Consider the following 14,167-nt stretch of genomic DNA (forward strand, 5'->3'; position numbering starts at 1 on the left):
CGATTTCAGGGTGAATGTGGCATATCCAGGAAAGAATCCTCTTTCCCGGGTATGTCTTTTTAATTGCTCAAAATCTGGAATGTCTGGTAAATGGACTCAAAAAGGTTATCGGGTTGACGAAACTGATTGGAATTGGAGATCAGATTGTCCCGCTGGTGCAGGAAGAAGTAGAATTGCTTATGAGAATAGGTACAGACAAACAGCTTGTTGAGATGTCATCAGGTATTATTGAGAACGACAGAGTGCGGATTTTGTCAGGTCCATTGATGGGAATGGAAGGCAATATCCGCAGGATAGACAGACATAAAAGAATAGCATATTTGGAAATAGAAATGTTCGGAAGAACAGTAGAAATGAAGGTGGGATTGGAAATTATAAGAAAAGAATAATAAAAAATGATGGCATATTTACAGGAAAACGATTCTGTAAATATGCCTTTTTGAATAAAAAAGAAGGAGAGGTTAGGAAAACGTATGTACAGGAAAAAATCAAGAGGATGGTATAAACACAAAGATTTCATATTAATTGATCTTGCGTGTTTATTTATGGCTTTAATACTGGCGTATCTGATTCGAAACGGTTCTGTCAGGAACCTGTTTACACTGGGAATTTATCGCAATGTGATGATATTTGTCATATTGGTGGATCTGTTCCTGATCATTTTGTTTGAATCTTATAAAGGAGTTCTGAGAAGAGGACGTTATCAGGAGCTGCGCTCTGTTATCCGGCAGATGATCCTGATTGAACTGGCAAGTGGTCTGTACCTGTTTACTGTCAGTGGCGGACATGCCTTTTCAAGAATAATCCTTTATCTTATGGGAATTTTCTATGTGCTTTTATCCTATTGTACAAGAATAATATGGAAAAAACGTCTGCTACATAAAATGGCAGAAGGTGGAGAGCATTCTCTCTACATTGTAACCAATTATGACCTTGCATCAAAAGTAATCCAAAATGTAAAAGAACACAATTATAACCGCTACAACATCAATGGTCTGATACTCATTGATAAAGATATGACAGGGAAAGAAATTGCAGGAGTCCCGGTAGTAGCAGACTTAAATAACGCATCATCCTTTATCTGTCAGCAGTGGGTAGATGAGGTCTTTGTAAATGTAGATGAAACATATCCATACCCTCAGGAACTGATAGAAGAGTTGCTGGAAATGGGAATGCCGGTTCATGTAAACCTGGCAAAAGTCAGAAGTACTCCCGGACAGAAACAATTTGTGGAGGCAATTGGCGGATATACAGTTCTGACAACCACCATGAACTATGCCACAGACAGACAGGCACTTGCCAAAAGAGTATTGGATATTCTGGGGGGACTGGTGGGCTGCTTCCTGACAGGAATCATTTTTATTTTCATAGCACCGGCTATCTACATCAGTTCTCCGGGTCCGATTTTCTTCTCACAGACAAGGATTGGAAAAAACGGAAAGCCATTTAAGATGTACAAATTCCGGAGTATGTATATGGATGCAGAAGAACGGAAAGCAGAATTGATGGCTCAGAACAAAATGAGTGATGGACGTATGTTCAAACTCGATTTCGATCCCCGAGTAATCGGAAATAAGATTTTGCCGGACGGAACTAGAAAAACCGGAATAGGCGAATTTATCAGGAAAACATCCCTTGATGAATTTCCACAGTTCTGGAATGTACTAAATGGAACCATGAGCCTTGTGGGAACTCGTCCGATCCTTCAGGACGAACTGCGTCAATACGAATTACATCACAGGGCTCGAATCGCTATTAAACCGGGAATCACCGGTATGTGGCAGGTAAGCGGACGAAGCGACATCACTGACTTCGAAGAAGTTGTAAGACTGGATACAGAATATATCAGCAACTGGAATTTTGGGTTGGATATTAAAATACTGTTTAAAACAGTAATTATGGTTCTGAAGAGGGAAGGATCGGTATGAAGAAAATTCGGCAAAGTCCGCACATGGAATGCAAAGGAGCATGAAGTGGAGCGGATTTTGTTGTTATTGTGGATGGGGTTACTTGTAGAAAATGGATGGAAAGATGTGTACAGTTTTAACAAAATTCATATGCCAACAAGTTAGGTGAGTAGCCCATGACAGGTCTACATCAAAGACTCAGTGACGGTCGGAAAAATAGATGTCATTGTGAGAAAAATGATAACCACAGTGCGATAGATTATCCGGCATGGATGATAACCACACTGTTTTATATAAATTGCTCGGCTCAATATGAGCCTTCCGTATAAGTAGAAAAAGAGGGAAAGGTGCGAGAAATGGAGTATAAGAGAAAGGTTGATAAAAAACGCATTCCAACTTGCAATATTATGGGCGTTAATATTGCGGCAATCAATATGGAGTGGTTGGTAGACTATCTCGAAAAAAATATTTCGGAAATAAAAGGAGACTATATATGTGTCTCAAATGTACATACAACTGTAACCAGTTTTGACGATGCGGATTACTGCGCAATTCAAAATGGCGGGTTAATGGCAATTCCAGATGGCGGTCCTCTTTCTACTGTTGGTCAGAAACGCGGTCATAAGAATATGGAGCGCACAACAGGCCCAAGTTTAATGGGAGAGATTTTTGAGATCTCTGCAAAGAAGGGGTATCGCCATTATTTTTATGGCAGCAAAGAAGAAACATTGGAGCTGTTGTATCAAAAACTCACAAGTAATTATCCGGGAATCCAAATTGCTGGAATGTACAGTCCTCCGTTTAGACCTCTGACGGAAGAGGAAGATAAGGCAATTATAGAGAGAATTAATGAAACAAAACCGGACTTTGTCTGGGTTGGGATTGGAGCTCCAAAACAGGAAAAGTGGATGGCAGCACATCAGGGAAAGATTGATGGACTGATGCTTGGTGTTGGAGCCGGATTTGACTATTATGCAGAGAATATTAAGCGTGCCCCGATGTGGATGCAAAAACATAATCTGGAGTGGGTATATCGATTAGTACAAGATCCGAAGAGACTGTTTAAGAGATATTGGAGTACTAACACGAAGTTTATTTGGAATGCAATGATAAGGGGAAAGTGAGGTAATGACTGTGGACAATGCGAAAAAACAGAATATTTTGATTGTACATAATTATTACCAGATTCCAGGTGGAGAAGATACAGTTGTTGCCAATGAAAAGAAAATGCTTGAGAAGCATTGCCATAAAGTAATCTTATACAGCCGTAATAATGCAGAATTGAAGCAAATGTCAAAACTTCAGAAAGTTTTTCTTCCAATTACAACAGTGTTTAATCCAAGAACATACCGAGACATCAAGAAGTTGATAAGAGATGAGAAGATAGAAATCGTTCATGTTCATAACACACTTAATCTGGTGAGTCCAGCGGTCTATTATGCGGCAAGACGCATGAAGGTTCCAGTGGTTCAGACGATACATAATTTTCGGCTACTCTGTCCCGGTGCGACTTTTTATAGAGATGGGCATATTTGTGAAGATTGCGTAGAGTATGGTTTGAAATGCGCAGTAAAACACCGTTGCTATCGAGGAAGTAAAATTCAGACATTGGCATGTGTACTTAGTACTGCATTCCATCGAATGACAGGAATTTACGGAAAAATCAATTATATTTGCTTGACTGATTTTAATAAGCAAAAACTGTTGGGATTAAAGCAAATTAAACTGGAAAGGGTATTTGTAAAGCCTAATTTCGTTGAATGCAAAAATGAATATATTCCAGAAAAGGATAGAAAGAATCAATTTGTTTTTGCAGGAAGATTAGATAAGCTAAAAGGAATTGACCTGCTTTTTGAAGCATGGAAGCGTATGGGAGCACACGCGCCTAAGCTGATTGTTTGTGGTACCGGCCCAATGGAGGATTGGTGTAAGTCGTTCATTAGAGAAAACGATGTGAACATTGAAATGCGTGGATTTGTGCCAAATAATGAGGCTCTAAAGATAATAGCAAACAGCAAAGCACTTGTATTACCTACTCAGTGGTATGAAGGATTTCCGATGAGCATTGTGGAAGCGTTTAGTGTTGGAACGCCTGTCATTTGTTCTGATTTGGGAAATGCTGGAAGTGTTGTTGAAGAGGGAATAACAGGTTATAAGTTTACAGCTGACTTGGTGGATGAAATCATTCAAGCAGTTAAAAGATGTCATGGATTATGTAGTCAGACAAAGAAAGTATATAAAGATAATTATTCAGTAGAGAAAAACTATGAATTAATCGGTAGGATCTACAAGGCTATACAGATGAAAGGGTTGTAAATGCAAGACTCAAATATTGTTTCACAGGTGATGAAAATTGAAAATACAAATAGGAAATTGGCTACGCATTTTGCACTTTGCAGTGGATTGCATTTGCGATATTTAATTGATTTGGATGGCGGAGCCAAAAGGTTGAGTGAAAATATTTCTACATATTCAAAAAAACTAAGTCTGTTGATGCAGTTTATAAATATTATTCCGTTTCCGATATTGAACCTTATGAAACTGGGATATTTTGCGAAAGTGGAACTTAATAAAGAAGTAGAAACTTGTAGGCAGAACGCTCAAAAAAAGCACTGGAATATGATTGTTGGTACTTATGATGAAAAACAAAAAATAGTTCTTCAGTGTTTCAACGCTTCAGAAAATGCTGATTTTATAAAAATTGGAAATGCAGCAACAGAAAAAGAAATGAATGCAGAGATTTCTTTTTTACAACAAAAGAGAGTATATTCAACTTTTGATATTCCGCAATTATTGGGCAGTATCAGCAGAGCAGACGGGGCAACATTCAATATTCAAATAACGAAGGAATTTGTTGGTGACAAAGTAGAGCCTATATTAACACAAGAAATCGTAGAAATTTACGAAGAACTGTCAAAAGATAAAAAGAACGGTTTGGAGTTTTCACATGGGGATTTTGCTCCATGGAACTTAAAAAGAAATGGTGATAAGTACACGTTATTTGATTGGGAGCATTGCGGTTATAGGATGCCAGGATTTGACCTTATGCATTATGCAACTATTGTGCAAAAGGTATTGAATGGTAAAGAACTTTCGGAAGCATTTGATGAAGGATTGAAGAATATTCATCAGTTTTTACCAGATTTTGCCATAGAAAAAGAAGGCTTTTTAAAAGAATTTGAAAAACTAAGAACGCAGATCAGTTGAGGAGAGTAAAGAAATGAATTGTACAGAGGTTTTTAATTATATATTTGAATCTTTCAATTCGAATAATATTGATTATGCTATTATTCATTCATATCAATATTTGCCGGATAGATTTGACTCTGATATAGATACAGCAATCAATGTTCCGAATATAAAGGACGCTATCAAGTTGCTTGATGATACCTTGGTTGGAACTGGCTGGAGAGTAATTCAATTTTGGCGGCATGAAAACTATGCAGCAGATTGTGTTATTTCGAATGATGATGAGTTTCTTCAAGTTGATTTTTGCACACATTATGAGAGAAATGGTCGAGTTGTAATTTCAGTACAAGAACTCTTAGATGGCAAGAGAATGTACAAAAATTTTTATATACCAAAACCACAAACTGAATTTACATATGTCTTAGTAAAAAAAATACTGAAGAAAGTCTTTTCTGATGGTAGTAAGCAACGGCTGACTGCATTGTGGAAAGCAATGAACGAAAAAGAAAGGCAGGAAACGAAAGCCGGTCTGAAAAGATTCATAGCGGAAGACCAGATTAATGAAATTCTTGAGTGTGTTGATTCATCGCAATATAACTTGATTGATTTAGAACGAGCACATCAGCTATTAAAAAAGAAAACTTCCAATGTTGCGGATAATCTGCATTATAAAGTGTTTGATTTGAAGCGTAGATTTGAGAGAATTGTTCATCCTACAGGTCTTTTCATTGTTTTGCTAGGGGTAGATGGCGCAGGAAAAACAACGATTGCAGAGAATTTAAAAGCTAGATATGTTACGGCATTTAGAAAAATTGATCATTATCATTCAAGAGTGCGTGTTTTAAAAGATATTTCTCAGTTAAAAAAAGATGCCACACCGATTGATGCATCAAATCCTCATGGAAAGAAGCAAAAAGCAGGAAAATTCACTTCAGTAGCTAAGTTTGGCTATTATTTTCTGGATTTTTTAATTGGAAATGTAAAGATTGCTATTGCAAAAATTAAAAGTACACTGGTATTGGTTGAAAGATATTATTATGACTATTCAATAGATAAAGTGCGTTATAACTTGAATTTGTCGGATAAATTTCTTTCGTTTTTTGAACATTTTGTTTTAAAACCAGATGTTATATTTATTTTAACTGGTGATAGTAAGAAACTGCTGGATAGAAAACATGAAATCACAATTGATGAAATTGATGAACAGAAGAGAAAATTGAATGAAAGATTCATTAATAATCCCAAAGCAGTGTTTATTGATACTACAGAAGGAACAGTTGATGAATGTGTTAATAAAATGCTTAAAGAATGCAATGCAATTATGAGGAAACGAAGAAAATGGTAAAAAATAGAATTCGGGTTTTAATATCAGCGTATGCATGTGAACCAAATAAGGGTTCAGAACCTGGTGTGGGTTGGAATTGGGCACTACAAATGGCAAAAATGGACGAGGTTTATGTTATAACCCGCTCTAACAATCGAAAAGTTATCGAAACATTTTTACAGAAACATCCAGTGGAACATCTTCATTTCTATTATCATGATTGTGCTACATGGAAAAGAAAAATGAAGAAATTGCCAAATGGTATATTTGTTTACTATAAAATGTGGCAAAAAGAAATATTACCTATCGCAAGAAAAATTGTTGAAGATGAGAAAATCGATATTGTACACCATATAACATTTAATGAATTTAGAACACCAGGAAAGCTGTATCAACTTCCAGTGCCATTCGTTTGGGGGCCAATTGGAGGCGGGCAGTTTTATAATCCTATTTTCAAAGACGCTTATTTTAGTCGAAAAGATATCAACAAAGAAAAATTAAGGAATTTTATCAATAGATTCTATTTGATATTCTCTAGTGATATTAAAGCAGCTGTTAAAAAGGCAAATACTATTTTAATTGCAGATCAGTCCACAGAAAGTATTATGCCGAAATCAAGAAAGTACGTTCGCTTGCTAGAGACAGGGTATGACCTGAAAAGGAATGAAGTGAAAGATTATGATGAGGATTTAACAATCAACAAAAAGAGGCCGATTAGGCTTTTATGGGTGGGCGGTATTTGGCCACGAAAAGGTTTAAAAGTTCTGATTGATGCCTTGCATAATAGCCAATTTGAAAATTATTCATTAAGCATTGTTGGAGATGGGCAGGATCGTAAAGCGTCTGAAAGACTTGTGCGAGAATATGGAATTGAGGAAAAGGTACGTTTCTTAGGGGCGTTAAGCTATGATGAAGTGAATAGTTTATATGACAACGCAGATGTTTTTGTGTTTACAAGTTTACGAGACACATCTGGAAATGTTGTGTTAGAGGCAATGTCTCATGGTCTGCCAGTCATTGCAATTAATCACCATGGCGTTGGAGAAATTGTTACAGACGAAACGGGTGTTTTAATTGATCCTGTTTCTTATGAATCTGTAAAACAAGGATTTCTAAGGGCAATTGAACAGTATGCACAAAATCCTTATCTAATGGAAAAGCATGGTATAGCTGGTCGAAAACGATTGGAAACACATTATTCTTGGGAGAATAATGCAAAAGTGTTACAAGATATATATGGGAGAATAGTTGCAGAAAAATAAAGAATTGAAGGAGAAAATGAAGTGGCTGAAAAGATTTCTATTATTACAATTTCATACAATTCAAAAAATACTATAGAAAAAACGATTCTTTCGATTTTAGGGCAATCATATCGGCCATTGGAATATGTTTTTGTTGATGGTGGATCAAAAGATGGAACAATAAACTTGATAAAAAAGTATATTCCAGAATTAGAAAAGGCAGGAATAGAAGTAAATTATAAATCGGAACCAGATCATGGTATTTCTGATGCTTTTAACAAAGGAATTCAGAGGAGCAGTGGAGATATCATTGGAATTATAAATTCAGATGATCAACTTATGGATGAAGCATTAGTGAAAATTGCAGATGCTTTTACACCAACAGTTGATATTGTATGTGGGGATTGTCTTTGGATTGATGCTGAGCGTAATCTGCAATATATTAGAAAGTCTAAAATGCAATTGAAAAAATTAAAATATGAAATGGTACTTATGCATCCGACATGTTTTGTAAGAAGAACAGCTTACGAAAAATGGGGAGGCTTTGATATTAATCTTAGATACATAATGGATAAAGATTTAATGGCACGATTTTATAGCAAGGGAGCTAATTTCAAATATACACCAAATGTAATTGTATCAATGTCAGCTGGCGGTGCAAGTGATGCCAATGCAAAAAAAGTCTTTGAAGAAGGTGTTATTGTTGCGACTAGAAATGGAGTTCCAAGGGGAATCGCTGTATTTCGTGGAAAATATAAAGGGATCAGATTAAAACTTATCAATGGCATAAAGAATCAAAAGAAATTATGGGGATTTTTGTATACTTTAAAGAATAAAAGAAATTGTTCAAAAAAATACTTTATATAAATTTTGCTATGAAACAAAAACTATCGGGTATTACTGACTGCCGGTAATACAGTGGAATACTTTAAAAATGCTAGGACTAGGAGTTTGACTAATATAGATATTATGATATCTATCATTCCTGGCTCTGTTTTTAAGGTGAAAAAAATCATTATAGTCAGTAAAATCAATAGATTTAAATCTGCCAGAATAGGAGGGGTGGTCATAACAATGTTTGAATTTGTTATATATTTAAAAGCTCTTGCGACAATATTAATAACTAATTCGCATTTTGATACCATTTATCCAATATCACAATTGTCCATGGGAGGAAGTATTGGTAATAGTATCTTTTTTTGGGTATCTGGGTTTTGTCTTTCGAATATTAAAAGCCGAGGGTCAATTGTCGTGGACGGGGGGGGCTTGGTATTTGCACAGATTGTGGAGAATATATCTTCCATGCGTGGTTGCTGTTTTAATAAATACTTTCTACAGATATATGATACATATAGCAACCCCTAACTTAAAGGAGATATTAGGAAATATTGTGAATCCGACAGTAGGATTCTGGTTCGTTCAAGCAATATTGGTTTTGTATATACTCTATTATATTACAGTTAGATTGCTTGATAATGGAACACTTAGTTTCAAAGTAGTTTTCATAACAATTGGGATAATATATACAATTTCATATGTATTGTGTGTTGATAAATCATATGTATCCATAGAAAGGGATAGCTTATTTAAGTGGATTTATTATTTTGCAGTTATGATGTTGGGTTTTTATTGCAAGAAAAAGAAAAGGAGTAATGCCCAAAATAAAGTCAGTTTATTAATTGTTTGTAGTGCTATGTTCGTGATATTTTATGGCTTGCAATTCGTTATTAAACGATGTACTGTCCTGCTTCCGTTTCAGTTTATTATTCATGTTGAAGAAGTTGTTTTTATTTATTATATTACTTATTTGTTTGAAAACCTTGAGAGCTTTTTTATTAAAATTAAACACAAAACAGCTATTTCAAAAATTGCTGATTCTCTGGCCAAAATCACATTAGAGATTTATCTAGTACAAATGGTAGTAATAGATTTATGTGCGGAACATTTAGCATTTCCTCTATCATTTGTAGTCGCCGTAGTCGGAATATATGTGTATGCTATTATAGTCAACTCTATTTCAACTCAAGTCAGAAGAATAGTAGAAAAAATAGTTATTAGAAAGAAGAAAGCTAAAATATGAAGATAAAGAAAGAAACAATAGTATGGATATTTCTTATAGTGCCTTTTTTTTATCCAAGCAGCATTGCAGATACAAGTTTGTCTTCTATATGGTATTATTGGAAACTTTGTGCAGTAGCCTGTGGCGTAATTTATATCTTTAAACGAATAAAAAAAATAAAATGTTTGGAAAAATCAACGTGGTTTATAATTGTAATGTACATAATGCAGATAATAGCTTCTGCTATAAACAAACTTGATATATTATATGATTTTAAGACTGCGGTTATGATGGGGGTCTTTGTACTTGTAGTATCCTTTCTTTTATATGAATATGGAAACAGAGCGATACTTTTCTTTTATAGATTAGTGAATGTTTTTATTTGGTTGAACTTTTTGTCAGTTATTTTTTTATACGGAAGAGGTATAGCAAGAGATTCCTATGATACTGCCATATATTTTTGGAGTACAAAAAACCATATTATTAGTCTTACAATAGTATATTTAGTGATAATATTTTATTTATATAATGAAAATTACATTCATAAAAAAGGATTTCTGTCAGGGGTTAGTGTGGCAACTATAGCTGTATTTTTGATGGAATCTTCGACTGCAATTACAGCGTTGATAGTTTTGGGTGTGTTTATGTGGTATTGCACTGTCTGCAATAAAAGAAAGAAACCAGCAAATATGAAAGCCGGGATAGTTATTGGTGTTATTGCAGATGTTGCTATTGTTGTGTTTCGAGTACAGGAAAAATTAGGACTATTTATTGGAACAATATTTGGAAAAGATACGACATTGACTGGACGAACAGATTTATGGGATCAAGCGCTTGAATTAATAGGCATACACTTTTTATACGGAAAAGGTGATTCATATGCATTGAATCAATATGGATGGTTGACCAAAACCTACTGGAATGATAAAACGCAGATTCTTGAAGATGTGTATTTTGTTGCACATAATCAGTTCCTGGAGGTTTTAGTAAATGGAGGTATCATATGTCTGATTCCATTTCTGTTATTTTTCTATAGCATGATTAAGTCTGCACGAAAAATACGAAATTACAATTATAAAAATATTATTGCAGCTGCAATTTTGGGTTATTTTATTGCAATGATTACCGATTTAATTACACCGTATGAACCACTTTACTTATTTATATTAATATCTTCATATATATATATGTGTGAAAAACGACCGGTAGGAAGGATGAAGAAAGATGAGTGAATTAAAAATTACAATAGTTACAGCCGTGTATAATGGAGAAAAATACATTGAAGAATGTATAAAATCTATTATGAATCAAACATACCAAAATTTTGAACATATTATTATGGATGGTGGTTCGACCGACAATACGCTTGAAATAGCTAAGAAATATGAAAAATTATATAATGTTAAAATTTATAGTAGAAAAGACAATGGAATGTATGATGCCATAGCAAATGGATTCGAGTTAGCAACAGGGGATATTTTGTGTTGGCTTAATTCGGATGATATGTTAATGCCTTGGGCGTTTGAAGTGATGCAAAAAGTGATAAGTGAAACAAAAGCTCAATGGTGTATGGGATTTCCTACATATTGGAATGATAATAATATAAGCAGATGTCAATTCAGGATTAGTACATATACAAGAATGGCTATTAAAGCAGGATTACATGATGGAAGAATTCTTCCTTTTATTCAGCAGGAGTCAACATTTTGGACAAAAGAATTATGGGAAAAAAGTAAAGGAAGTTTAATTAGAAATTATAAAATGGCAGGAGATTTTCAGTTATGGAAAAATTTTGCGAAATATGAACCTTTATATAAAGTGAATTCAACAATATCAGGCTTTAGACAACATGAAGGTCAAAAAAGCAGTGATAAAGAAAAATATTACTTTGAAGTAGGCAATTTTAATATGCTATATAGATTCTTTGTGAAAACCAAGTTATTAAAAATTTTTGATGCTTTATTAAGTTTGACAAAACGAAAGGATCGTATATTACTTCAGGATTTATATAAGAAATAAGGAAAAAATATGAGCGATAATGAAATAAAAAGCATAAACGGTACAAAAGAAAAAGTTTTAGCAGGATTATTTTGGACATTTGGTGAGAGAATCCTAGCCCAGGGAGTGTCTTTTATATTATCAATAATTTTGGCTAGAATTTTGCTTCCAAGTGAATATGGAATTATTGCAATGGTAATGGTTTTTATTAATATTGCAAATGTCTTTACTAGTACAGGATTTGGAGAGGCTCTTGTACAAAAGAAAGATGCAGATGAATTGGATTTTTCTACCGTATTTTTTTGTACATTAAGTTTGTCTATAGTTATTTATATTATATTATTTATTGGAGCCCCATATATTGCCGAATTTTATCACACAAAGGAAATTATTTTGGTGCTTAGAATTTTATCAATAAAGATTGTATTATCATCAATAGCAACAGTGCAACATGCGTATGTTCAGAAGAGAATGATATTTAAGAAATTTTTCTTTTCAACTTTAGGAGGAACTGTTATTTCAGGAATTTTAGGTATCGTATTGGCATATTCTGGCTTTGGCGTTTGGGCACTTGTGTTTCAATATTTGACAAATACAATTATTGACATATTGGTATTGTTGAAAACTGTGCCATGGCATCCAAGATTAATATTTTCTGTTGAACGTGCAAAACAATTGATGGATTTTGGATGGAAATTGGTTTTTTCCAATTTAATTAATGTAGTATATAATGAATCGAGAAGTCTTATTATTGGACGTTCTTATTCATCAGCAGATCTTGCTTATTATAATAAGGGAAATCAAATACCATCTTTGGCAATTACAAATATTGATACAGCAATTGGCAATGTAGTTTTTCCTGCTATGTCAGCAGCAGAAGATAAAGAAAGACTGAAGGCTATAGGAAGAAGAGCTATGAAAACAACTTCTTATATTATTTTTCCGATAATGATCGGATTAATAGTGGTGTCTAGACCTCTTATTCTATTATTATTGACAGATAAGTGGAGCAATAGCATTATTTACATGCAAATTTTGTGTTTGTATTGGATGACTCAGCCAATACAGACTACAAATTGGCAAATCATTAAAGCTATTGGAAGAAGCGACTTATGTTTAAAGCTTGAAATTTTAAAAAAAGCGATAGGAATTACAATGGTGGTTATTGCGATGTACTTTGGTGTATTTGCTATTGCCGTTTCAGCCGCGATATTTGGAATTATTTCAATGGTAATTAACATTTTGCCAAATAAAAGCTTAATTGATTATTCTATAAAGGAACAGTTATTAGATATCTTTCCGGCTTTGATAAGCGCTGTTATAATGGGAGTCGGTGTTTATTTTATATCATATTTATCCTTGCCTGTTATAATTCAGTTTGCTGTACAGATTATATTTGGTGCTATAATTTATGTAGGAATCTCATATGTATTCAAGGTTGAATCATTTGAATATATTTTATCTATAGTTAAGAAAAAAATAAAATGATTTTACTTTCACAGTTGAGGAACATTGGAATCTGACCGTGCGTCCAGCTAAGGGTATATATCTGAACTTTTCATAAAAGTTACACTAAATAGCTAAAAAGCTTGAAAACAAGTTATTTTCTCCAAATTGGTTTTAGTGTAACTGTTACACTAAAATCATCCATGAAAATCTAGTATTTATACGGCGTAGCGGATTTAGTGTAACTTTTTTGCAGAGTTCACACTAAAAGAAATATGCTGATCAGAATGCTTATAAGATGATTTATTACTCGATTGGAATAAAATTTGCATAAGTTTAATTTCTTAAGCTGGTTGTATATGAATGTAGAATGATGTATAGTATTTGCGAGAGACACCTTCTTTCGTAAATGTTGCAAATGTTTGTTTAGGCACTTTCATTATACAACACACGGAATCAAGGTGTCTTTCTTTTATGCAAAATCACGAACTTGCTCATTTATAGGTAAGTGAATGGATTGCATCTCAAGCCGCATTTATTCAGACTTTATTTAGAGATATTAGCTGGGAAAGTTGAGTAAATAAAATCTGAAAGTAAAAAAATATATCAAAGTATGTATTGGAGAGGGAAACAATAACGTCCCTTTCAGGATATTATGCTGTGAATACTCCGGGGTCAGACTCTATGAAATACCGATAAAATGAGTGAACATATCCTAAAAGCTTTCTAAAAAAAGTATAATATGAATTTTTAGGATAATAAGTGGGAATCCTCGGCAATTCAATTACCGATATGAAAGCGCAAACTGTGCATATCTGCACTCATAATAAATAAAAATAACAAAACGGTTTTCATTCAATTTCTCCCTATAAAAAGCTGTATCCAGCATTATAAAAAAGAAAATATGTTCGATATTTTGTTGCGAAATTTTTGATATGATGGTATCATACTTAAATGTATTTTTAACTTCCAGTTGGCAAGAGTAAATTCCAGTCTCATAGAA

13 protein-coding genes are annotated in these 14,167 nt (G+C 33.9%); 12 read left to right on the forward strand and 1 reads right to left on the reverse strand.

What is annotated here, in order from left to right:
- The first annotated feature begins 14 nt into the window (after positions 1-14).
- From loaP to LI074_RS02125, 12 genes are all read left to right on the forward strand, one after another.
- Positions 15-389: an antiterminator LoaP gene (loaP, locus tag LI074_RS02070; protein ID WP_265107628.1), complete on the forward strand. Its 375-nt coding sequence runs from the start codon at positions 15-17 to the stop codon at positions 387-389.
- 84 nt (positions 390-473) lie between these two features.
- On the forward strand, positions 474-1,928 hold the full coding sequence (locus LI074_RS02075) for a sugar transferase (RefSeq protein WP_173697759.1): 1,455 nt from the start codon (positions 474-476) through the stop codon (positions 1,926-1,928).
- Positions 1,929-2,263: 335 nt separating this feature from the next.
- Entirely contained in the window at positions 2,264-3,031 is a 768-nt protein-coding gene (locus tag LI074_RS02080) for a WecB/TagA/CpsF family glycosyltransferase (protein ID WP_173697760.1), read from the forward strand.
- A gap of 10 nt (positions 3,032-3,041) precedes the next feature.
- Positions 3,042-4,223 carry a glycosyltransferase family 4 protein gene (locus tag LI074_RS02085; protein ID WP_173697761.1) on the forward strand — a complete coding sequence of 394 codons (1,182 nt, stop codon included), beginning with the start codon at positions 3,042-3,044 and terminating at the stop codon, positions 4,221-4,223.
- Positions 4,224-5,114 carry a phosphotransferase gene (locus LI074_RS02090; RefSeq protein WP_173697762.1) on the forward strand — a complete coding sequence of 297 codons (891 nt, stop codon included), beginning with the start codon at positions 4,224-4,226 and terminating at the stop codon, positions 5,112-5,114.
- 13 nt (positions 5,115-5,127) lie between these two features.
- Positions 5,128-6,441, forward strand: a complete 1,314-nt coding sequence (locus LI074_RS02095) for a hypothetical protein (protein WP_173697763.1) — start codon at positions 5,128-5,130, stop codon at positions 6,439-6,441.
- A complete protein-coding gene (locus LI074_RS02100; RefSeq protein WP_173697764.1) occupies positions 6,435-7,682 on the forward strand; it encodes a glycosyltransferase family 4 protein in 1,248 nt (415 codons plus the stop codon). The genes LI074_RS02095 and LI074_RS02100 overlap by 7 nt, the downstream gene beginning before the upstream one ends.
- A 21-nt stretch (positions 7,683-7,703) precedes the next feature.
- The gene (locus tag LI074_RS02105; RefSeq protein ID WP_173697765.1) at positions 7,704-8,528 is read left to right on the forward strand and encodes a glycosyltransferase family 2 protein; all 825 of its coding nucleotides are present in this window, start codon (positions 7,704-7,706) and stop codon (positions 8,526-8,528) included.
- Between the two features lie 313 nt (positions 8,529-8,841).
- Entirely contained in the window at positions 8,842-9,741 is a 900-nt protein-coding gene (locus LI074_RS02110) for an acyltransferase family protein (protein ID WP_173697766.1), read from the forward strand.
- Positions 9,738-10,952 carry an O-antigen ligase family protein gene (locus tag LI074_RS02115; RefSeq protein ID WP_265107629.1) on the forward strand — a complete coding sequence of 405 codons (1,215 nt, stop codon included), beginning with the start codon at positions 9,738-9,740 and terminating at the stop codon, positions 10,950-10,952. The genes LI074_RS02110 and LI074_RS02115 overlap by 4 nt, the downstream gene beginning before the upstream one ends.
- Positions 10,945-11,739 (forward strand): glycosyltransferase family 2 protein, encoded by a 795-nt coding sequence (locus LI074_RS02120; RefSeq protein ID WP_118521056.1) that lies wholly within the window; start codon positions 10,945-10,947, stop codon positions 11,737-11,739. The genes LI074_RS02115 and LI074_RS02120 overlap by 8 nt, the downstream gene beginning before the upstream one ends.
- A 9-nt stretch (positions 11,740-11,748) precedes the next feature.
- Entirely contained in the window at positions 11,749-13,206 is a 1,458-nt protein-coding gene (locus LI074_RS02125) for a lipopolysaccharide biosynthesis protein (protein ID WP_173697767.1), read from the forward strand.
- Positions 13,207-13,948: 742 nt separating this feature from the next.
- Here LI074_RS02125 and LI074_RS02130 read toward each other — a convergent pair.
- The coding region (locus LI074_RS02130; protein ID WP_207718427.1) for a hypothetical protein at positions 13,949-14,167 on the reverse strand (219 nt) is incomplete at its 5' end.

The organism is Blautia sp. MSK18_10, assembly GCF_020553185.1.
GTDB classification, from domain to species: domain Bacteria; phylum Bacillota; class Clostridia; order Lachnospirales; family Lachnospiraceae; genus Blautia_A; species Blautia_A wexlerae.

Bases quoted from the DNA above. Each gene is read 5' to 3' on its own strand.
- loaP (WP_265107628.1), top strand. From the start codon at position 15: ATGTGGCATATCCAGGAAAGAATCCTCTTTCCCGGGTATGTCTTTTTA.
- LI074_RS02075 (WP_173697759.1), top strand. From the start codon at position 474: ATGTACAGGAAAAAATCAAGAGGATGGTATAAACACAAAGATTTCATA.
- LI074_RS02080 (WP_173697760.1), top strand. From the start codon at position 2,264: ATGGAGTATAAGAGAAAGGTTGATAAAAAACGCATTCCAACTTGCAAT.
- LI074_RS02090 (WP_173697762.1), top strand. From the start codon at position 4,224: ATGCAAGACTCAAATATTGTTTCACAGGTGATGAAAATTGAAAATACA.
- LI074_RS02095 (WP_173697763.1), top strand. From the start codon at position 5,128: ATGAATTGTACAGAGGTTTTTAATTATATATTTGAATCTTTCAATTCG.
- LI074_RS02100 (WP_173697764.1), top strand. From the start codon at position 6,435: ATGGTAAAAAATAGAATTCGGGTTTTAATATCAGCGTATGCATGTGAA.
- LI074_RS02115 (WP_265107629.1), top strand. From the start codon at position 9,738: ATGAAGATAAAGAAAGAAACAATAGTATGGATATTTCTTATAGTGCCT.
- LI074_RS02120 (WP_118521056.1), top strand. From the start codon at position 10,945: ATGAGTGAATTAAAAATTACAATAGTTACAGCCGTGTATAATGGAGAA.
- LI074_RS02125 (WP_173697767.1), top strand. From the start codon at position 11,749: ATGAGCGATAATGAAATAAAAAGCATAAACGGTACAAAAGAAAAAGTT.